This window comes from Halorubrum sp. C191, assembly GCF_002727095.1.
Taxonomy (GTDB): domain Archaea; phylum Halobacteriota; class Halobacteria; order Halobacteriales; family Haloferacaceae; genus Halorubrum; species Halorubrum ezzemoulense.
In genome coordinates this window covers 1-19,282 of the sequence record NZ_NHNZ01000202.1, presented here as the reverse complement: position 1 = coordinate 19,282, position 19,282 = coordinate 1, and the positions used below count along the sequence as shown (strand labels likewise).

23 protein-coding genes and 1 tRNA gene are annotated in these 19,282 nt (G+C 70.7%); 13 read left to right on the top strand and 11 right to left on the bottom strand.

The window, feature by feature from the left end; all coding sequences use genetic code 11:
- The first annotated feature begins 312 nt into the window (after positions 1-312).
- Positions 313-1,653, top strand: a complete 1,341-nt coding sequence (locus Z052_RS17875; RefSeq protein ID WP_086220137.1) for an aminotransferase class III-fold pyridoxal phosphate-dependent enzyme — start codon at positions 313-315, stop codon at positions 1,651-1,653.
- Positions 1,654-1,677: 24 nt separating this feature from the next.
- Here Z052_RS17875 and Z052_RS17870 read toward each other — a convergent pair whose 3' ends face one another.
- Positions 1,678-2,343, bottom strand: a complete 666-nt coding sequence (locus Z052_RS17870) for a non-canonical purine NTP pyrophosphatase (protein ID WP_049930492.1) — start codon at positions 2,341-2,343, stop codon at positions 1,678-1,680.
- A 103-nt stretch (positions 2,344-2,446) separates the two neighbouring features.
- Between Z052_RS17870 and Z052_RS17865 the strand changes: the two genes are divergently transcribed.
- Positions 2,447-2,860: an SHOCT domain-containing protein gene (locus tag Z052_RS17865; RefSeq protein WP_049930493.1), complete on the top strand. Its 414-nt coding sequence runs from the start codon at positions 2,447-2,449 to the stop codon at positions 2,858-2,860.
- A 30-nt stretch (positions 2,861-2,890) separates the two neighbouring features.
- Here Z052_RS17865 and Z052_RS17860 read toward each other — a convergent pair whose 3' ends face one another.
- Complete coding sequence (locus Z052_RS17860) at positions 2,891-3,922, bottom strand: zinc-dependent metalloprotease (protein WP_049930687.1); 1,032 nt, start codon at positions 3,920-3,922, stop codon at positions 2,891-2,893.
- A gap of 130 nt (positions 3,923-4,052) precedes the next feature.
- On the opposite strand from Z052_RS17860, the gene Z052_RS17855 reads away from it, so the two are divergent.
- Entirely contained in the window at positions 4,053-5,126 is a 1,074-nt protein-coding gene (locus Z052_RS17855) for a M28 family peptidase (RefSeq protein WP_094521003.1), read from the top strand.
- A gap of 106 nt (positions 5,127-5,232) precedes the next feature.
- Positions 5,233-5,307 (top strand) — tRNA-Glu (locus Z052_RS17850).
- A 27-nt stretch (positions 5,308-5,334) separates the two neighbouring features.
- Here Z052_RS17850 and Z052_RS20330 read toward each other — a convergent pair.
- Positions 5,335-5,481 (bottom strand): hypothetical protein, encoded by a 147-nt coding sequence (locus tag Z052_RS20330; protein WP_158228721.1) that lies wholly within the window; start codon positions 5,479-5,481, stop codon positions 5,335-5,337.
- 98 nt (positions 5,482-5,579) lie between these two features.
- On the opposite strand from Z052_RS20330, the gene Z052_RS17845 reads away from it, so the two are divergent.
- Positions 5,580-6,044 carry a DUF302 domain-containing protein gene (locus tag Z052_RS17845; protein ID WP_094521002.1) on the top strand — a complete coding sequence of 155 codons (465 nt, stop codon included), beginning with the start codon at positions 5,580-5,582 and terminating at the stop codon, positions 6,042-6,044.
- Positions 6,045-6,065: 21 nt separating this feature from the next.
- Here Z052_RS17845 and Z052_RS17840 read toward each other — a convergent pair whose 3' ends face one another.
- The gene (locus Z052_RS17840; protein WP_049930499.1) at positions 6,066-6,296 is read right to left on the bottom strand and encodes a hypothetical protein; all 231 of its coding nucleotides are present in this window, start codon (positions 6,294-6,296) and stop codon (positions 6,066-6,068) included.
- 158 nt (positions 6,297-6,454) lie between these two features.
- Between Z052_RS17840 and Z052_RS17835 the strand changes: the two genes are divergently transcribed.
- A complete protein-coding gene (locus Z052_RS17835; RefSeq protein ID WP_094579956.1) occupies positions 6,455-8,353 on the top strand; it encodes a helicase C-terminal domain-containing protein in 1,899 nt (632 codons plus the stop codon).
- A gap of 24 nt (positions 8,354-8,377) precedes the next feature.
- Here the strand turns inward: Z052_RS17835 and Z052_RS20325 are convergent, their stop codons facing one another.
- On the bottom strand, positions 8,378-8,524 hold the full coding sequence (locus tag Z052_RS20325) for a hypothetical protein (protein ID WP_158093826.1): 147 nt from the start codon (positions 8,522-8,524) through the stop codon (positions 8,378-8,380).
- Positions 8,525-8,630: 106 nt separating this feature from the next.
- Here Z052_RS20325 and Z052_RS17830 point away from each other — a divergent pair, with 106 nt between their 5' ends.
- A complete protein-coding gene (locus Z052_RS17830) occupies positions 8,631-8,822 on the top strand; it encodes a UPF0175 family protein (protein ID WP_017344020.1) in 192 nt (63 codons plus the stop codon).
- A gap of 126 nt (positions 8,823-8,948) precedes the next feature.
- Here Z052_RS17830 and Z052_RS17825 read toward each other — a convergent pair whose 3' ends face one another.
- Entirely contained in the window at positions 8,949-10,094 is a 1,146-nt protein-coding gene (locus tag Z052_RS17825) for a 60S ribosomal export protein NMD3 (protein WP_094521001.1), read from the bottom strand.
- A 141-nt stretch (positions 10,095-10,235) separates the two neighbouring features.
- On the opposite strand from Z052_RS17825, the gene Z052_RS17820 reads away from it, so the two are divergent.
- From Z052_RS17820 to Z052_RS17800, 5 genes are all read left to right on the top strand, one after another.
- On the top strand, positions 10,236-10,589 hold the full coding sequence (locus Z052_RS17820) for a DNA-binding protein (protein ID WP_049930504.1): 354 nt from the start codon (positions 10,236-10,238) through the stop codon (positions 10,587-10,589).
- Complete coding sequence (locus Z052_RS17815; protein ID WP_089308278.1) at positions 10,590-11,183, top strand: alpha hydrolase; 594 nt, start codon at positions 10,590-10,592, stop codon at positions 11,181-11,183.
- A gap of 58 nt (positions 11,184-11,241) precedes the next feature.
- Positions 11,242-11,697: a DUF892 family protein gene (locus tag Z052_RS17810; RefSeq protein ID WP_094521000.1), complete on the top strand. Its 456-nt coding sequence runs from the start codon at positions 11,242-11,244 to the stop codon at positions 11,695-11,697.
- 103 nt (positions 11,698-11,800) lie between these two features.
- On the top strand, positions 11,801-13,123 hold the full coding sequence (gene hisS, locus Z052_RS17805; RefSeq protein WP_049930508.1) for a histidine--tRNA ligase: 1,323 nt from the start codon (positions 11,801-11,803) through the stop codon (positions 13,121-13,123).
- A gap of 54 nt (positions 13,124-13,177) precedes the next feature.
- Complete coding sequence (locus tag Z052_RS17800) at positions 13,178-14,254, top strand: CNNM domain-containing protein (protein WP_094520999.1); 1,077 nt, start codon at positions 13,178-13,180, stop codon at positions 14,252-14,254.
- 18 nt (positions 14,255-14,272) lie between these two features.
- On the opposite strand, the gene Z052_RS17795 is transcribed toward Z052_RS17800, so the two are convergent.
- The 5 genes from Z052_RS17795 to Z052_RS20320 all read right to left on the bottom strand — a co-directional run bounded on the left by Z052_RS17795 (position 14,273) and on the right by Z052_RS20320 (position 17,471).
- Positions 14,273-14,686, bottom strand: a complete 414-nt coding sequence (locus tag Z052_RS17795; protein ID WP_049930511.1) for a DoxX family protein — start codon at positions 14,684-14,686, stop codon at positions 14,273-14,275.
- Between the two features lie 92 nt (positions 14,687-14,778).
- On the bottom strand, positions 14,779-15,597 hold the full coding sequence (locus tag Z052_RS17790; protein WP_094520998.1) for a hypothetical protein: 819 nt from the start codon (positions 15,595-15,597) through the stop codon (positions 14,779-14,781).
- A 15-nt stretch (positions 15,598-15,612) separates the two neighbouring features.
- Positions 15,613-16,206, bottom strand: a complete 594-nt coding sequence (locus Z052_RS17785) for a DJ-1/PfpI family protein (RefSeq protein WP_094520997.1) — start codon at positions 16,204-16,206, stop codon at positions 15,613-15,615.
- A 113-nt stretch (positions 16,207-16,319) separates the two neighbouring features.
- Positions 16,320-17,231: an acyltransferase gene (locus tag Z052_RS17780; protein ID WP_049930517.1), complete on the bottom strand. Its 912-nt coding sequence runs from the start codon at positions 17,229-17,231 to the stop codon at positions 16,320-16,322.
- A 63-nt stretch (positions 17,232-17,294) separates the two neighbouring features.
- The gene (locus Z052_RS20320) at positions 17,295-17,471 is read right to left on the bottom strand and encodes a hypothetical protein (RefSeq protein ID WP_155120031.1); all 177 of its coding nucleotides are present in this window, start codon (positions 17,469-17,471) and stop codon (positions 17,295-17,297) included.
- Positions 17,472-17,638: 167 nt separating this feature from the next.
- Here Z052_RS20320 and Z052_RS17775 point away from each other — a divergent pair, with 167 nt between their 5' ends.
- Positions 17,639-18,712 (top strand): aldo/keto reductase, encoded by a 1,074-nt coding sequence (locus Z052_RS17775; protein WP_089308276.1) that lies wholly within the window; start codon positions 17,639-17,641, stop codon positions 18,710-18,712.
- Positions 18,713-19,282 lie beyond the last annotated feature (570 nt).

Genomic DNA, 19,282 nt, shown 5'->3' with positions numbered 1-19,282 from the left:
CGCCAGTCTACCGAAGAGCGGCTCGGGAAGTCGAGTCCCTGTGTCCACGTGTTTGCTGGCTCGAGCATGGGCATCGCTGACCACCTCGAACTCATCCAATTATAGGGTTGCGATTCTATAAAAATCTAACGCATCTTGGTGTTGAGTCTCACACAACGGTCGACGGCCCGTCCCACCGAGCGGCGCTCCGTACAACTGCGCCGACGGATCCGGTCGCCGTCTCAGGCGCCGTCTGGCGAACAAGAGTTAGAGATTTCTCCAACGTTCGCGCGTTCGCCACGAATTTATTCCGTCCGCGTGCCACCGGGAGGCATGGATCGCGACACCGCCACGCCTGCCGTCGCCGACCTGCCGGGCGAGCGCGCTCGCGAGTGGGTCGATTACCACCACGAGTCGGCCGCGCCGAGCACCTACGTCTACGAGTTCGTCTGGGACCGCACCGCCCCCGCCGAGGGCCCGTTCTGTACCGACGTCGACGGCAACGTCCTCATGGACTTCACCAGCCACGTCGCCGCCGCGCCGCTCGGGTACAACAACCCGCTGATCATGGACCGGCTCGCGGAGTTCGACCTTGTCGACCCGCTGAAGATCGCCGGGCAGGACTTCTACGCGGCGGGCGGCCCCTCACCCGGCGACGGGATCCCCGGGGCTTCCGGGCTCATGGACCGCCTGACGGACCTGACGAGCCACTACGACATGGACACCGTCTTCCTCTCGAACTCCGGCGCCGAGGCGGTCGAGAACGCCATCAAGATCGCGTACGACGCCTCGGACGGCGCGAAGTACGCCATCACCTTCGACGGGGCGTTCCACGGGCGGACGCTCGGCGCGCTCTCGCTCAACCGCTCGAAGTCCGTGTACCGCCGCGACTTCCCCGAGGTCAGCGGCGTGATGGACGTGCCGTACTGCGACGACCGGACCTGCTCGCCAGAGACCTGCTCGTGCGGCTTCTTCGCCGACGGCGTCTCCCGGCTCCGCCGGAAGCTCGACCCGGAGCGCGGGAACGTCCACCCGGACGACGTGGCCTACCTCATCCTCGAACCGATCCAGGGCGAGGGCGGCTACCGCTTCCCCTCGGACGCGTTCACCGACGAGATCGCGGCGCTCGCCGACGAGCACGACATCACGGTCATCGCCGACGAGATCCAGTCCGGGGTCGGCCGCACCGGCGAGATGTGGGGCTCGGACCATTACGCGTACGACCCCGACGTGATCACGAGCGCCAAGGGGCTCCGCGTGGGCGCGACCGTCTCCCGGAGCGACGTGTTCCCCGAGGAGAGCGGCCGCCTCTCCTCGACGTGGGGCGCCGGCGACCTGATCGCCTCCGCGCAGGGCGCGCTCACGCTCGACGCCATCGAGGAGGCGGACCTCATGGACAACGCCGTCGTCCGCGGTCGGCAGTTCAAGGAGACGCTGCGCGACGCCGACCTCGACCCCGTCGCGGACGTCCGCGGGAAGGGACTGCTGCTCGCTGTCGAGTTCGACACGAAGGAGCGCCGGGACGCGGTCGTGGAGAACGCGTTCGAGCGCGGGCTCCTCACGCTCGCGTGCGGCCACAAGGTCCTCCGGATCCTCCCGCCGCTCGACGTCACCGAACGCGAGATCGACCTCGGCTGCGACCTCCTCACCGACGCGATCGCGGACACGGCCTGAGCCGCCGGGGAGAGAAACCGAGCCTCAGCGGTCCGCGTACCACTCCGCGAACTTCTCTAAGGCTCGCCCGCGGTGCGACACCGCGTTCTTCCGGTCGGTGTCCATCTCCGCGAACGTCTCGCCGTCGTGTTCGAAGATCGGGTCGTAGCCGAAGCCGCCGTCGCCCCGCGGCGCGACGATCCGGCCCGGGACGTACCCCTCGAACAGCTTGACCGGGAGCGGCTCCGCGCCGGCTCCGGCCGCGCCGCCCTCGCCGTCGCTCCCGCCCTCGCCCGCCGCGTCCGGTCCCGCCGCCGCGGCCGCGTCGCGGTCGCCTTGGTCGACGGGGTCGGGGCTCGCGGCGAACCCCTCGCCGTCGCAGTAGCCGAGCGTACACCGGAAGGCGGCGCGGCGGTCGTCGAGTTCGCTCGCGACCTCGTGGACGCGCTCGATCCCGAGCGTCTCCTCAACGTACGAGGAGTACGGGCCCGGGAACCCGTCGAGCCCCTCGACGAACAGCCCCGCGTCGTCGACGAGGACCGGGGCGTCGGCGTGGCGGTACGCCTCCCGGGCCCCCTGGGCCGCGATCGGGCCGAGGTCGTCGGCCTGGACCTCCGTGTAGTCGAAGTCGAGTCGCTCCACCGAGCCGTCCGGGAGGTACCGCTCCGCCTCGCGGACCTTCCCCGGGTTCGTCGTCACGTACCTGAGCACGGATCCACGTGGGTGCGCCCGCGAGGAATAGCCGTCGGTCGCCCGCAGGGAATCGACCGACTCCGGCAGTACGTTTTTGTCGCCTCGGCGACAGCAGTCGCGCATGGCCCTCCCCACGTTCGAGAAGAAGCGGCTGATCGGTCTCATCGCGATCCTCTCGTTCGGGCTCACGTCGCTGTCCGCCGTCCTCCTCCCGAGCCCGGTGGCGCCGCTCGGACCGGCGATTTTCATCACCGGCTTCTTCATCCTGATCCCGCTGGTGGTGGTGCTCGGTGAGGACTTCCCGCTCGTCGCCGCGGACGATGCCGACGCAGGATCGGCGTCTCCTTCCGCCGAACGACCGGTGGCGGCGCTGCGGGAACGCTACGCGAACGGCGAGATCGACGAGGCGGAGTTCGAGCGGCGGCTCGACCGGCTGCTCGCGACCGAAGACCTCGACGAGCGGTTCGAGCGAACGTCCGCCGGGTTATCCGACCGGTCCGGCGAGAACAGAGCACGCGAGTACGAACTGGAGTGACGCCGGCCGGCCCGACGCGGCAACTCCCGCTCAGGGGTCGACGCGGACGATCCACGCGTCCGGGTCGTCCAGCTCGTCACCGGTCGGGAGGTTCTCGGCGCGCTCCCACACCGCGCCCGCGGCCTCGATGCCGCGCTCGTCGGCGACGTGCCGGAAGAACGCGGCCCCGCGCTCGTACTGCCGCCGCTTGAGGCCCAGTCCCAGCAGGCGCTGGGCGAGCCGCCGCACCGGGCCGCCCCCGCCTCGACGCTCGTCCAGCTTCGCCCGGAGGTCCGCGTACTCGCCGTCGAACGCGCGGTCCATCAGGACCTCGGCGTACCCCTCGACCGCCGTCATCGCGGCCTGGAGCTCCGCGAACGCGTCGGGGTCGAGCCCGCGACTCACGCCCCCTTCGCCGCCGACCATCCCCTCGACGCCGCGCTCGACGCGCGACTCGAGGTACTCCGGGAGCCACGGGGCCGCGCCGAACTCGGCGGCGTGGGTCACCTCGTGGAACGCGATCCACCGCCGGAAGCGGGGGTAGTCCACGTCGAGCGCGCTCGCGACCGCGACGATGTTCGGGTGAACGAAGTAGAGGCCGTGGTCGGCGTCCGGCTCGTCGGCGAGGAGGAGGGGGTCGTACTGGCCGAGGACGTTCCGCGAGAGGAAGCCCAAGGCGAACGCCATCGACCCCGTGTTGGCGACTCGGCTGACGTCCTGCGCGAACGCGGGGCCGCGCTTCGCGGGTGTCGCGTCGAACGTCCCGTCGGGTCCGCCGGGGTCCGCCGCGGCCGCCTCGATCGGGTCCATCACGCGCCGGAACGTGCCGACGCTCGCGTCGATCCAGTGGTGGCGGTTCTGTACCTCGACGGTGTCGGGCACGTCGAACTCGATCCCGGCGACCTCGGTGAGCCGCGAGCGGGCGTCGCGAACGTCGGCGGCGTACCCCGCGCGCTCCGCGTCGGAGATCGCGATCGATCCGGGGTCCGTGGCCTCCTTCGCGGCCGACGCGGCCCGATCCCAGTCGACGACGCCCGGTCCCTCGGCCTCGGCGACGGCCCGGACGCTTCGGAGGATGTCCATACGGACCGGACGTGCGGGCGACTCAAAGCGCTTGTGTCGACCGATCCGCGCCCCGGCGGACTCGCCGGCGGTCCCGGCGCCGAACGCCGACACCGACGTTTTCTTCCCGGCCGCCCCACAGCCACCGAGCATGGACGACACGCGCCGCGCGTTCCTCGACGACCTCCTCGCGACGCCGAGCCCCTCGGGCTTCGAGACGGCCGCCCAGCGCGTCTGGACCGACTACGTCCGCGCGTTTGCGGACCGGGTCGACACCGACTCGTACGGCAACGCCGTCGCGGTCCACGAGGGCGACCCGGACGCGCCGACGGTCGCCGTCACCGGCCACGCCGACGAGATCGGGTTCATCGTCCGGGACGTGCTCGACGACGGCTTCCTCCGGATCGGGCGGATCGGCGGCGCCGACCGCACGGTCTCGAAGGGCCAGCACGTCACGGTCCACGCCGACGAACCCGTTCAGGGCGTGATCGGCCAGACCGCGATCCACCTCCGTGACGGCGACGAGGAGTACGAGGATATCGCTGGGCAGTTCGTCGACATCGGCGCCGCCGACGCCGACGCGGCACGCGACCACGTCGAGGTGGGCGACCCGGTCACGTTCTCGACCGGGCTCCGCGACCTCGTCGGCGACCGGATCGCCGCCCGGGGGGTCGACAACCGGGCCGGCGCGTGGGCGGCCGCGGAGGGGCTCCGGCGCGCCGCCGAGGCGGACGTCGACGCGACGGTGTACGCGGTCTCCACCGTTCAGGAGGAGGTCGGGCTCCAAGGTGCGCGAATGGTCGGCGTTGACCTCGACGACGTCGACGCGTTCGTCGCGGTCGACGTCACCCACGCGACCGACAACCCGGACGTCGACCGCGAGCGACGCGGGCCGGTCGAACTCGGCGCCGGCCCGGTGATCGGCCGCGGGAGCGCGAACCACCCGGTCCTCGTCGACCTCGCGCGCGACGCGGCCGCCGACGCCGGCGTCGACGTCCAGATCCAGGCGGCCGGCACCCGGACCGGGACCGACGCTGACGCGTTCTACACGGTGCGCGGCGGGACCCCCGCGCTCAACGTCTCGATCCCGAACCGCTACATACACACGCCGGTAGAGGTGATCGACACCGCCGACCTCGACGGCGTCGCCGACCTCCTCGCGGCGCTCGCCGCGGCCGCGGGCGACCGCGAGGGGGCGACGAATCCGTTCGCCGTCGACGTCTGAACCGGCCGCCGTCGGTCCGCTCGGCACGACAAACCGGGGCACGGCGGCGTCGAAACGGAACTGTTTTACAATCGTCTTTCCTACCGTCAATTGCGACGAAGGACGTGCTCTGGTGGTGTAGTCCGGCCAATCATATCACCCTCTCACGGTGATGACCTGGGTTCAAATCCCAGCCGGAGCATTTCTCTCTCGATGCGACCGAACCCGATCAGTACCGGCCGTACTCGACCGCCCGCCGTCGGTCGACGCATCGCTCCGCCTCCGTCGGTCGACGCATCGCTCCGCCTCCGTCGGTCGACGCATCGCTCCGCCTCCGTCGGTCGACGCATCGCTCCGCCTCCGTCGGTCGACGCATCGCTCCGCCTCCGCCGGACCGATCGGCCACCGTTCGAGGTAGCGGCAGGTGTTGAGACGGCGTCCGGGTTTTAGCTGGCGGCGCGCGAGCCACGGCGTATGAGCGACGCCGCACGCCCCGCCCCCACCGCCGACGAGGCGCTCCACACGACCGTCGACCTCCCCTTCGAGGACGCGGTGCCGTTCGTCCAGCTCGAACACGAACTCGCCGACTTCGAGACCGTGCGCGTCACGCGGCTCGACGAGATGATCGAGGGGATGCTCGGCCACGACGACGCCGAGCGGACCGCGCTGATCGTCGTCTGTCACCCCGAGATCGCGTCCGACGCGCTGCGGATCGACCCGACGCTCGCCGGTATGCTCCCCTGTACCACGGTCGTGTACGAACGCGCCGGCGACGACCGCGTCCACGTCCACCACGTGTCCGCCACCAAGGCGATCCGCGACCTCGGCTGCGCGTCGGCGGTCGGGGCCGACGAGGGCGCGGTCGAGGACCTCGTGGCGAAGACCGGCGAGCTGATGGCCGTCGTCTGGGAGAACATCGAGCGGCACGGCCGGGAGTAGCCTCGGACGGCTCGGCCGCGCTCACCGGTTCAGCCGCCACCGGATCACCGCGGCGGCGACGAGGACCGTCCCGAACGTGACGACCCCGGAGATCAGCGCGCCGCGGGCGCTGTTCGCGCCCGTCGCGAACGCGCTCACCGACGCGGAGCCGCCGACCAGCGCCGCCCCGCCGGCCACCCCGCCGAACCCGATACAACAGAGGCTCAACAGGCCGACTGCGGACAGCGACCCGAGGATCCCGTCGTCGCTCATCGCTTCCCTCACCGCGGGCGACGGGGAAATAGGTGGTGTGGTCGGGCGCGACTGGCGCCCCGTCGTCGGGGGGGCGGCCGGCGTCGCTCGTCGGCGTCCCGCGGCCGTGGTCGCCGCCCAAGCGAGGGTTTAATTCCGACAGCGCGCGAGGGCGTCGTGTGGACCCGAGCCGGATCCCCGCCGAGTTCCCCGCCCCGAGCTTCCGCGGCGCGCAGGAGCAGGCCCTCGCCGACATCCGCGACGCGTTCGCCGCCGGTAACCGCGTCGTGCTGGTGCGCGCGCCGACGGGCAGCGGCAAGTCGCTGCTCGCCCGGGCGATCATGGGCGCGGCCGAGACCGCGGGCGAGGCGGCCCCCAGCGAGGCGACCGGCGCGTACTACACCACCCCGCAGGTGTCGCAGATCGACGACGTGGAGGCCGACGACCTCCTCGACGACCTCGCGGTGATACGCGGGAAGTCGAACTACGACTGCGTGCTCCCCGGCGAGCACGACACGCCCGTGAACCGCGCGCCCTGCGCGCGCCAGCAGGGGTTCGACTGCTCGATCCGGCACCGCTGCCCGTACTTCTCTGACCGGGCCATCGCGTCCGGCAACCGCTTCGCGGCACAGACGTTAGCGTACTTTATGCGCACCGCCGGCTCCGAGGTGTTCCGGAAGCGCGACGCCGTCGTGATAGACGAGGCGCACGGGCTCGCCGAGTGGGCCGAGATGTACGCGACGATCGAGATATCGCCCGACCGCGTCCCGGTGTGGGACGACGTCGGCGTCCCGGACGTCGCGGCCGACGCCGGCCCCGAGGAGGACGCGGTCGACCGGACCGCGCGGTTCGTCGAGACGCTCCGCGACGTGGCGATCCGGGCGAAAGACGAGCTGGTCGGCCGCCCCGAGCTCGACCGCGAGGAGGTCGCCCGGCGCGACCGGCTCCAGGAGCTCATAAGCGAACTGGGCTGGTTCCTCGAGGACTATCGCGACATCGAGTCCCCGACCTCGTGGGTCGTCGACCAGCCGGGCGGCGAGGGGTCGGCCCTCGATATCAAACCGCTCGACCCCGCCCGGTACCTCCGGCACACCGTCTGGGACCGGGGGAACCGGTTCGCGCTGCTGTCGGCGACCATCCTCTCGAAGGAGGCGTTCTGCCGCGGCGTCGGGCTCGACCCCGCCGACGTCGCCCTCGTTGACGTCGAGCACACGTTCCCGCTCGCGAACCGCCCGCTGTACGACGTGACGCAGGGGTCGATGACGTACGAGAACCGCGACGAGACGGTGCCGAAGATCGCCCGGCTCATCGTCCGGCTGATGGCGGAACACCCCGACGAGAAGGGGCTGATCCACGCGCACTCGTACGACATCGCCGAGCGGATCACCGAGCGGCTCGGCGAGTTCGGCGTCGCCGCGCGGGTCAGGCGGCACGACAGGCAGAACCGCGACGCCGAACTGGAGGCGTGGAAGGCGAGCGCGGACCCGGAGGTGTTCGTCTCGGTGAAGATGGAGGAGGCGCTGGACCTGAAGGGCGACCTCTGTCGCTGGCAGGTGGTGTGTAAGGCGCCGTACCGGAACACGAACGACTCGCGGGTCGCCCGCCGGCTGGCGGACGGGCAGTGGGCGTGGTACCACCGGACGGCGCTGCGCACGGTCATCCAAGCGTGCGGGCGAGTCGTCCGCGCCCCGGACGACTACGGCGCGACGTACCTCGCCGACGACTCGCTGCTCGACCTCTTCGACCGCGCCGCGGCCGACACGCCCTCGTGGTTCCGCGATCAGGTCGACGCGATGACGACCCCGTCGCTCCCGGCGTTCGACCCCGACGCGGCGCTGGCGGGTATCGACGCGTCGGCAGCGAACGGTGCGCGGAGCGGACGGCGGCGGCGCCGCCGCTCGGGTGGGTCGAGGGGTTCGGATCGCTCGTCGCCTGCCGACGGCGATTCCTCGGTCGGCGACGGGGACGCGACCGCCGACAGCGGAACGACCGACGATGAGTCGGTCCGGACCCGCTCCGAGCGGGACGCGGAGCGACGGCAGAACCACCCGCTGTCGGACGTGTGGGGCGACGGCTGACGAGGCGCTATCCAGACGCGGCCGTCACAGCAGCGAGACGCCGTACGCGACCATGGAGCTCACCATGAGAAACGCGAAGAACAACGCCATGAGCTGTTGTCTGTCCATATCGGCGTTCGACCGCAGAGGCGTATAACTCCTGCGGGCGAGCGACGACGGCGCGTGCGTCATATTACCACCTCCGAGCCGATCGTTCGCCAATATATATCGTATAAGGTGTATCAGGGGCCTGAATGAAGTAGTAACCTTCATAATCCCTCACGCGACTACTGGATGTATGGCCACGAACGGGCTGTCGAGTGCGCTGACGCTGTACGGTGCGCGAACCCTGACGCTGTCGCAGGCGGCCGCACAGGCAGGGCTCAGCGAGGCCGAATTCATCGAGCAACTCGAACGCCGCGGCATCGAGGTAACGGAGTCCGAGCGCGCCGCCGCGCTCGGCCGCGAGCAGCCCGCCCGCGCCGACTGAGCGGTGTCCCCCGCGGTCGGGGATGCCGACGCGTCGACGGTTTTCGCGACGCCGTCTCACGAACGATCAGTTCTACGGCCCTCCAGCCGTCCTCGTAGCGCGTTCGGTCCGGCTCGCAGCGATCCCTCAGTTGCCGCTCCGAGCCGACTCCGCGGTCCGTTCCGCCTCGTCGTCGGGCACGAGGTGGACCTCACCGCCGTGTTCGAACGCGAGGACCACGTCGGCGTCGCCGTCGACGAACGCCGGGTTCGGGACGGTCTTCGCCTCGTAGGTGACGGGGTCGAGCACCTGGATCGCGTTCTCGTCTTCGACGGTCACCACGGTGGTCTCCGTCGCGTCCGCGCGGGTCCCGAGCCGGGTCGCGTCGGGGGCCTCCGCGTCCGCGAACGCGGACGTGTACTCCGCGCCGCTCGCGAGCCGGATCCCCTGGAGACGGCCCGAGACGCCCGTGACGAGGACCGGCCCGTCGCCGTCCTCGGGGTCGACGATCTCGCCCTCCGCGTACTTCGGGAGCCGCACCGCGAACGTGACGCGGTACACCTCGTTGCCGTCGCCGTCCTCGGTGACGAGCGTCGGATACGACTCGAAGCTCCCGCCGAGCGACTCGGTGATCCGCGTCGCCACGTTCTGCGCGAGCCGGTTCGAGGAGAGCTTGATGTCCGGCCCGTCGTCGGTCTCGTTCACCTCGGTGATGAACGCCTCGCGGTCGCCGTCGGCCTCCTGGTCGGCGACGTACGACTCCGCGATGTCGAGCGCCTCGGCGCGCTCCGCCGGGGTGAGGTCGCGCTCGTCCGCGCGGACCTGAACGATCCCGGCGTAGTAGCCGCCGGCGATGCGCCCGCAGCGGTCGCAGGTCCCCCGTGATATCTTCACGGGGACCATCACCTCCGCGGAGCGGAGGGTCCCGCGGACGACGCCCGAGAAGCGGCAGTGCATCCGGACCGTGTTCTCGTCGACCTGCTCGGGCTCGACGCCCCACTCGACCTCCTCGGCGTCGACGTGGACGCCGAGCGCCTCCGCGACCTCGTCGACGGCGACGTCGGTGTAGTCGCGCGCGCCGACGTCGCGCCACGACTCGCCGCGCCTGACGGCGCCGCAGCCGGAACACACCAACACCTCGATCCGGTCGGGGGCGTCGACCAGGTCGAAGTCCTCGAAGTAGCAGTCGTCGCAGAGCAGCGCGTCTCGCCCGCGCGGCTCGCCCGGAAGGGGGTCGCGCCGCTCGGGGACCGGGTCGCCGCAGCGCGGACAGAACTCCCGCGACTCGCTCATTACCCGCAGCTACGCCGAGGGCCCGTTTAAACGACGCGGACCGCCCCCGTCGGCGTCGACGGTTCTGCGGGCGGCTCCGGCCGTTCCGCGCGGGTCGCGACCTCCGAAATGGTTTTTCGCACGGACCGAGAACGGGTGCGTATGAGCGGTAACCCCGACGACGAGCGGCTCGAAGAACTGCGCGAACAGAAGATGGAGGAGCTTCGCGAGCGACAGGGCGGCGAGGGCGACGCCGCGGAGGCCCAACAGCAGGCCCAAGAGCGCGCCGAGGCCCAGCAGGAGGCGGTGCTGAAACAGTACCTCACCGACGGAGCCCGCCAGCGCCTCAACGCGGTCGAGATGTCGAAGCCGCAGTTCGGCGAGAAGGTGAAGAAACAGGTCGCCGCGCTGGCGCAGAGCGGACGCATTCAGGGACAGATCGACGAGGACCAGATGCGCGACCTGCTCAAAGAGCTCCAGCCCGAACAGAAGAGCTTCGACATCCGCCGCCGGTAGATGGAGCTCGCGCTGCTGTACAGCGGGGGGAAAGACTCCTCGCTGGCCGCCCACCTGCTCGACCGGTTCTACGACGTCCGCTGTGTCACCGGGAGCTTCGGGCTCACGGACGACTGGGAGCACGCCGAGCGGGCGGCCGGCGAACTCGGGTTCCCGTTCGAGCGGGCCGACCTCGACCGCGAAGTGGCCGAGCGCGCCGCCGAGACGATGGTCGCGGACGGCTACCCCCGGAACGGGATCCAGCGCGTCCACGAGCACGCCCTCGAGACCATCGCCGCGCTCGACGTCGACGCCATCGCGGACGGCACCCGCCGCGACGACCGCGTCCCCACGGTGTCGCGGGCGCAGGCGCAGAGCCTCGAGGACCGAAACGGGATCGACTACATCTCCCCGCTCTCCGGGTTCGGCCGCCACGCCGTTGACCAGCTCGTCGAGGCGACCTTCGATGTCCAGCAGGGACCCAGCGAGGAGGTCCCCAAGGCCGACTACGAGGACGAGCTCCGGACGCTCATCGCCGACGAGTACGGCGAGGGCACGGTGGGAGAGGTGTTCCCGGACCACGACCAGACGTACGTCCACGGCCGGACCGACTGACTCCCGCAGACCCGGAAGCGCCGGAACTCCTTTCGACCCCGCGGTCGTAGCGTCGGGCATGTCATCCGACCGAGTCGTCGACCTGCTCAAGACGGCGTACGCCGACGAGATCGAGACCGTGATGAACTACCAGACGAACGCGATCGTCCTTGACGGCGTCCGGGCCGAGGAGATCAAAGAGAGCCTCAAACAGGACGTCCAAGAGGAGCTCGGCCACGCCGAACAGCTCGGGCAGCGGCTCAAACAGCTCGACGCGCGGCCGCCCGGCTCCGCCGAGTTCACCGCCGGGCAGGAGTCGCTCCAGCCGCCCGAGGACTCGACGGACGTGTTGGCCGTCATCAACGGCGTGCTCGACGCCGAGGAGGACGCGATCGCGACGTACCGCGACCTGATCGACGCCGCGGAGGCGGCGGACGACCCGGTGACCGAGGACCTCGCCGTGACGCTGCTCTCGGACGAGGAGGCCCACCGGACCGAGTTCCGCGGATTCCAGAAGGAGTACCAGCGCGGGTAGACGGCCCGCGGAGCCGCCGCCTCTCGGCCGCAACCGCGCGCCGATCCCGGCTGTCCCGCCCCGAAGGGATGCTTTCAAGCGGGCGCTCGCCGAACCGGCGTCCATGTACGACGGCCTCAAAGGCTTCCGCGACTTCTACCCCGGCGAGCAGTCCGCCCGCCGCGAGGTGACCGACGCGATCGAGGACGCGGCGGCCCGCCACGGCTTCCGCGAGATCGCGACGCCCGCGCTAGAGCGGACGGAGATGTACGTGGACAAATCCGGCGAGGAGATCGTCGAGGAGCTGTACGCCTTCGACGACAAGGGCGGCCGCGGCGTCTCGATGACGCCGGAGCTCACGCCGACGGTCGCGCGGATGGTCGTCGAGAAGGGCCAGGAGCTGTCGAAGCCGATCAAGTGGGTCTCCACCCGCCCGTTCTGGCGCTACGAGCAGGTCCAGCAGGGCCGGTTCCGCGAGTTCTACCAGACGAACATCGACGTGTTCGGCTCGTCGGCGCCCGAGGCCGACGCCGAGGTGCTCGCGACCGCCGCCGACGCCCTGACCGACCTCGGACTCACCGGCGACGACTTCGAGTTCCGCGTCTCGCACCGCGACATCCTCGGCGGTCTCGTCCGGTCGCTCGCCGCCGACCCCGACGCGGTCGACACCGCTGCCGCGATCCGCGCGGTCGACAAGCGCGCGAAGGTCGACGACGCCGAGTACGTCGGACTGCTCTCCGACGCGGGCCTCGCCCGCGACACCGCGCGCGACTTCGACGACCTCATCGCGGGGGTGGAGACCGTCGACGACCTCGACGCGGTCGCCGAGGCGGGCGACGAGTCGGTCGAGGCCGCGGTCGAGAACCTCCGGAACGTCCTCGCCGCCGCCGCCGACTTCGGTGCGGGCGAGTTCTGCGACGTGTCCCTGACGACCGCCCGCGGGCTCGACTACTACACCGGGGTCGTCTTCGAGTGCTTCGACTCCACCGGCGAGGTGTCCCGCTCCGTCTTCGGCGGCGGGCGCTACGACGACCTCATCGAGAGCTTCGGCGGCCAGCCCACCCCCGCGGTCGGGGTCGCCCCCGGCCACGCCACTCTCAAGCTGCTCTGCCAGCGCGCCGGGGTCTGGCCGGACGAGGAGCTCTCGACCGACTACTACGTGCTCGGCGTGGGCGACACGCGGGGCGAGGCGGCCGCGCTCGCGAGCGACCTCCGCGCGCTCGGCGACGACGTGGTGGTCGAACAGGACGTCTCCGACCGCTCGTTCGGCGCGCAGTTGGGCTACGCCGACTCGATCAACGCCGAGACGGTCGTGGTCGTCGGTGAGCGCGACCTCGAGAACGGCGAGTACACGGTGAAGGACATGGAAAGCGGCGACGAGACGACGGTGCCTGTCGAGGAGTTCCCGCCCGAGGAGGGGCTCCCGACGTACGAGGACTACGAGTAGGCGCGTCGGTCGCGGCCTGAACCCTTTTCAGGGTCGCACGGGGAACGGGAGACGATGATCCCGCTCGCGACGACGATGCCCCCGACCGAGGTCGCACTCCGCGTGGCCGCGGGCGTCCTCCTCATCCTGATCAACGCGTACTTCGTGGCGGTCGAGTTCGGCCTGACGCGCCTCCGGCAGTACCCGGAGTCGGAGATGGACACCCCCGGACTGCGGCGCGCCTGGGAGATGACGGACGACCTGGAGTTCTACCTCACCACCTGTCAGGTGTGGATCTCCGGCACGAGCATCGCGCTCGGTATTGTCGCCGAGCCGGGGCTTGCGGCGATCTTCGCGCCGATATTCGAGAACACCGCGCTCGCGTCGGACGGCGCGGGCTCGCTGTTGGGTTTTTTCCTCATCAACATGGTCCACCTGACTCACGGCGAGCAGACGCCGACGTATCTCGGCGTCGAGCGCTCGAAGCAGGTCGCGAACTACGGCGCTCGGCCGCTGTACTGGTTCGCCTGGAGCATCTCGCCGCTGATCAAGTTCGGCGACTGGGTCGCGAAGGCGACGCTGGGGCTCTTCGGCGTCGAGATGACCGGGTCGTGGACCGAGGCCGAAGGGGAGGTGCTGGAGACGCGCGCGCAGCTCCGCACCCGCCTCGGCTCGATGATGGAAGACATCGAGCTACCGAAGGAACGGCGCGAGGAGATTCTCAACGCGCTCGACGTGGATCGGGTCACCGTCGCGGACGTGATGACGCGGCCCGACGAGATCGTCTCGCTGACCACGACGGCGTCGGTCGACGAGAACCTCGACCGGATCCGGGACACCCCGCACACGCGCTTCCCGCTCGTGGGCGAGGACCGGGGCGACTTCGAGGGGATCGTGTACGCCCCCTCGATCGTGAGCCGCTTCGACGCGCTCCGCGACGGCGACCTGACGTTCGCGGACGTCGCGGCCCCCCCGCTGACGGTCTCCCCTGACGCGAGCGTCAGCGACGCCTACGACCGGTTCCAGGCGGAGTCGCAGGAGCTCGCTCTGGTCGTCGCTGACGGCGAGGTCGTCGGCCTGCTCACCGCGACCGACGCCATGGAGGCGGTGATGGGCCAGCTGGAGGACCCGCTGGACGCCGGCGAACTGTAGCGCGCGACACGACTCCGGTCAGTCCTTGTACGCCTCGCGCAGGAACACCAGCGCCCCGCCGAGCATCGCGAGGTTGCCGAAGAAGGCGAGCCGCTCGCCGCCCTTGTCGTCCTCGTCGGCGTTCCAGAAGTCGTGCATCGTCGCGGTGACGACGGTCAGGAACGCGACCGCCGCGCCGGTCGCGACCCGCGGGAGCCGCCAGAGCGCGATGCCGACGCCGGCGACGATCATCATGCCGGAGGCGAACGGCGCGGCCACGTCCGGCATCGGAACGCCCGCCGACTCGGCGTACTCGATCGTGTCGTCCATGTCGCGGAAGTCCTCCGAGGCCTGCGCGGCGAGGCCGGCGCCTAGGAGGACGCGCCCGAGCCGCGACGGCGCGCCGCGGCCGGTCGCCTCGTCGCTCGCGTCTGGTGTTTCGTCGTCGCTCATACCGCACACAACGCGGCCGCGCCTCATAAATCGCGGTGGCGGCGGACGCGGCGTCCCGTCGCGCCGCCCCCTCGCGCCGCGTCGGTCGCCCCTCACGCCCGGTCGATCTGCGCCAGCAGCTCCGCGGTCGCCGCCTCGTCGAAGCCCATCGGGCGGCGCCACCAGGGCCCCTTCCCGGAGTCGCTCGACAGGTCGGTGACGATCGGGTTCGCCTCCACCCCTGCGTCGGGCGCACTCAGCGGAACGACCCGGTCGAAGCGGCCGGACGCGTCCGGGTCGCCGACCGCGACGACGCGGGCGTCGAACGGGTCCCGCTTCAGGTGCGCGTTGGTCGGCGCCGCCGCGGCGGCGGCCGCGCGGTCGACGACGCCGTCGCCCTCGGCCGGCGAGAGTACGCGCTCGATCCGGATCCCCGCGAAGAGGTACGCGCCCCAGTCGGGGGCGAGGTCGTCGTCGACGGCGACGCCGTGCTCTCGGAGCCACGCGCCGCCGCGGTCGTCCGCGCCCGCGTCGCCGGGGCGCTCGTCGCCCGGTCCGGCCCAGTCGCGCGGCCGCAGCGACAGCGTCGCGTAGAACAGGAGCCGGTCGCCGGGTTCGAGGGTCGCGATCCGCCCGGCCTTCACCCCGTGCGGGTCGCCGTACGTCGCGCGCTCGCGGCCGTGGACGCCCGGGAACTCGGGGTCGGCGTGGACGGGCACCTCGCGCAGGGCCTCCGGGACGGCGAACGGGAGGTCGAGGTCGCCGTAGGTCGGGACCGGCTCGTCGACCGGGGCGCGCCCGCGCGGCAGCGTCGCCGCCGACTCGGGGATCGGGACGTACGCGAAGGAGCCGTCGGGGTAGACGCGCCCCCGGAACCCGGGTTCGTTCGTGTTGGCGGCGACGTTGACCGCGAGGGCGCGAGGGCCCGGCATCGAAAAAGCGCGGGCTCAGTCCGCCGTCGCCGCGGTCGGCTCGTGGTCGATCTCGGTCCCGAGCAGGTCGAGGAACTGTGCGATCCACTCGGGGTGATCGGGCCACGCTTGGCCGGTGACGAGGTTCCCGTCGGTCGTCACGCCGTCGACCCACGAGCAGCCGGCGGCCTCGACCTCCGGCCTGACGGCGGGGTACGCCGTGATCTCGTAGCCGTCGAGGACGCCCGCCGCAGCGAGGATCTGCGGGCCGTGACAGATCGACGCGACGGGCTTGTCCGCCTCGAAGAAGTGCCGCACCGCGTCGAGCACCTTGTCGTAGCCGCGGAGGTACTCGGGGGCGCGCCCGCCGGGAACGACTAAGGCGTCGTAGTCGGCCGGGTCGACCTCGTCGAAGCCGTGCGTGAGCTCGAAGTTGTGCCCGCGCTCCTCCAGGTACGTCTGGTCGCCGCGGAAGTCGTGGATCGCGGTCTTGACCGTCTCGCCGCCCTCCCTGTCCGGACAGACGGCGTGGACCTCGTGGCCGACCGCCTGGAGCGCCTGGTACGGCACCATTATCTCGTAGTCCTCCCCGAAGTCGCCGACGATCATCAGTATCCGTTGTCCTGTCATGTGTGCGACACCACCTCTGCGTACGCGCTGCTGGCCAATAACGATACTGGCGTGAGATATCATACCACGAACAAGCCGCTTTCGATCACCGACGCGTCGGCCGCACGGCGCCCTCAGCGCGGCGGGCTCGGCGGCTGGAGGTCCCGCTGAAACTCGTCGAACTGCTCGAGGTCGTCCGGGAGGTCGTACTCGATCTCGCGGTCGTCCTGGTTGTCGGGGAGCCGGCCGTCCTCGATCTCCTCGGCGGCCTCCTCCCACCCCGGCTTCACGCGGACACTGCGGGCGGGCGATCCGACGACCACGTGATGGGCGGGCACGTCGCCTTGGACCACGGATCGCGCGCCCACGACGCTGTTCTCGCCGACGCGGCAGCCGGCCCGGACCATCGCGTCGTAGGTGACGCGGGCGTCATCCTCGACGATCGTGTGGAAGTTCCGGACCTCGGTCTGGTCGACGATGTCGTGGTCGTGGCTGTAGAGGTGGACGCCGTCGGAGATGGAGGCGCGGTCGCCGATCGTCAGCTTCCCGCGGTCGTCGAGGTGGACGTCGTCGTGGATCACGACGTTGTCGCCCACCTCGATGTTGTGGCCGTAGGTGACGGAGATCCCCTTGAAGAAGCGACAGTCGTCGCCGCACTCGGCGAAGAGGTGGTTGCCGAGCATCTGCCGGAACCGGAGCGCGAACTCGACGTTGTCGGCCATCGGTGTGGCGTCGAACTGGCGCCAGAGCCACTGGAGGTGCTTCGAGCGCTGGAAGCGCTCCTCGTCCTTCTCGGCGTAGTACTCCGACTCCAGCGTCGCGTTACACGGGTCGTACCCCTGGAGGCGCACGCGCTCGGCGCGCGACACCGATTCGCCGCTCTGCCACGCCTCCCACGCCTCCCGGTCGCCGTGGAGGTCGATCAGCACGTCACGGACGACCTCGCAGGTGTCCTCGTCCGAGGAGAGCCGCTCGTCCACCTCGTCGATGAACCCTCGGACCCCGGCCTCGGCGCCGTCGGGCAGGGACACGTGTCGCTTTGTCATCGGCCCTCCTTCGTCGCCATCACTCAAATGGATTCGGTTGTGCGACCACGGCGCCTCAGCCGATCAGTACAGTTCCTCGGCGGCAAATATGCCGACGAGAACGCCCGTGAAGGCGATCACGAACGCCGGGGCGATCGCGGCCCTGCCGAACGAGAGCAACAGCGCGGTGACCGCGACGACGGCGATGATCCCGAGCAGGGCGATCACGGCGTCGAGCCGCCGACGGAGGGAGTCGTCCATGGGCGGTCGACGAGCCGGGATCAAGTAATAGGCGGCGGGACGAGCCGAGACGAGCGAGCGTGATCGCCGCCCGCTCCACCGCCCCGAGACCGACAGCGATCGCCGGCCGTTCCACCGCCCCGAGACCGACCGCGCCCGATAAGTGTCCCGACCACCAACCGGTTGGCATGCAACACCGCGAACTCGGTAACTCGGGCGTCGAGGTCTCGGAGGTCGGCTTCGGCGCGTGGGTCGTCGGCACCGACTGGTGGGGCGACCGCTCGGACGAACAGGCGGTCGGGATGGTCGAGGAGGCGCTCGACGCGGGCGTCACCTACGTCGACACCGGCGACGTGTACGGCCACGGCGACAGCGAGGAGATAATCGGGACGGCGATCGCCGGCCGCCGCGACGAGGTGACGCTGTCGACGAAGATCGGCTACGACTTCTACGACAACCCGCAGGCCGGTCACGGCGAGCTCCCGAAGGAGCTGAACCGTGAGTACCTCACCGAGGCGTTCGAGGCCTCGCTGGACCGCCTCGACACGGACTACGTCGACGTGCTCCAGCTCCACAACGCGAACGTCGACGAGGTGACCCCCGAGGTGCGCGACCTCCTCCGCGAGTGGAAGGCCGACGGGCGCGTCCGCGCGCTCGGCTGGGCGCTCGGCCCCTCGATCGGCTGGCTCGCCGAGGGCGACGCCGCCGTCGAGTACGAGGAGTTCGACGCGGTTCAGACCGTCTTCAACCTGTTCGAGCAGGAGCCCGGTCGCCACTTCGTGGACACGATCCGCGAGAGCGGTTCGGACACCTCCGTCATCGCTCGCGTCCCGCACTCCTCCGGCCTGCTGAACGAACAGGTGACGCCCGACACCGTCCTCGAGGACGGCGACCACCGCTCGCACCGCCCGAAGGAGTGGTACGAGACCGGCTGGGAGAAGGTCGACGCGATCCGCTTCCTCGAAGACCCCGACGGCGTTGAGGGGACGCGCACGATGGCGCAGGCCGCGATCCGCTGGCTGCTCGCGCACGACGAGGTCGCCTCCGTCACCCCGACGTTCCGCGACGGCGCCGACATCGCCGAGTGGAGCGCCGCCGCCGACGTGCCGCCGATCTCCGACGCCGAGTACGAGCGGCTCGACGATCTGTACGCCCGCAACTTCGACATCGACCGCGACGACGGGATGGACGTCCTCCGCACCTCCGTCGACGGCGAAGACATCGAGGCCGCCGGCCTCGACAAGCGCGCCGCGTCGTACTGAGCGGCGACCCCGCGTTCGATCGACGCCGATCGACCCGGCCTCTTCGCCTCGAAACCGCCAGACAGCGCCTTGAAACCGTCGCTCAGGACCACTTTCACTCCGGGGCGGCTCGGCCGCGCCGCTGGCGGGTGTGGAAACGGTGGCTCGGTCGAAACCCGTCATCACAAGGGGCTCAGTGGGGGTAACCGACTCGTCATCGCCACCACGGTGCGATCTACTCGCTCGCGGGTATAAACTGATCGCGACGGCCCCCGACGACCGGCGGCTGTGGTCGCGGCGACCGCTCGACCGGGCGCCCGGGCCTGCGACCCGTGAGGAGAGAGCGACCGAAGCGAGCGAGTAGGGCGGAGCGGAAACTAACATGATACTGAGCAACTGTTAATCTACATCCCGCTGTATTGGCGACTGGTGCTGTGCTGGCACAAGTCCCGCGCCGTGCGGGTCGCAGTAGCCCGGCCCCGAACGGTGGGTTCACCGACTCCGAAGGGCGTTCGGTAGGCGGGGCGCATAAAACGCCCCGTCGCGTCGCATGACGGCGAGGACCACATCGAAGCCCCACCCTCAACGAGC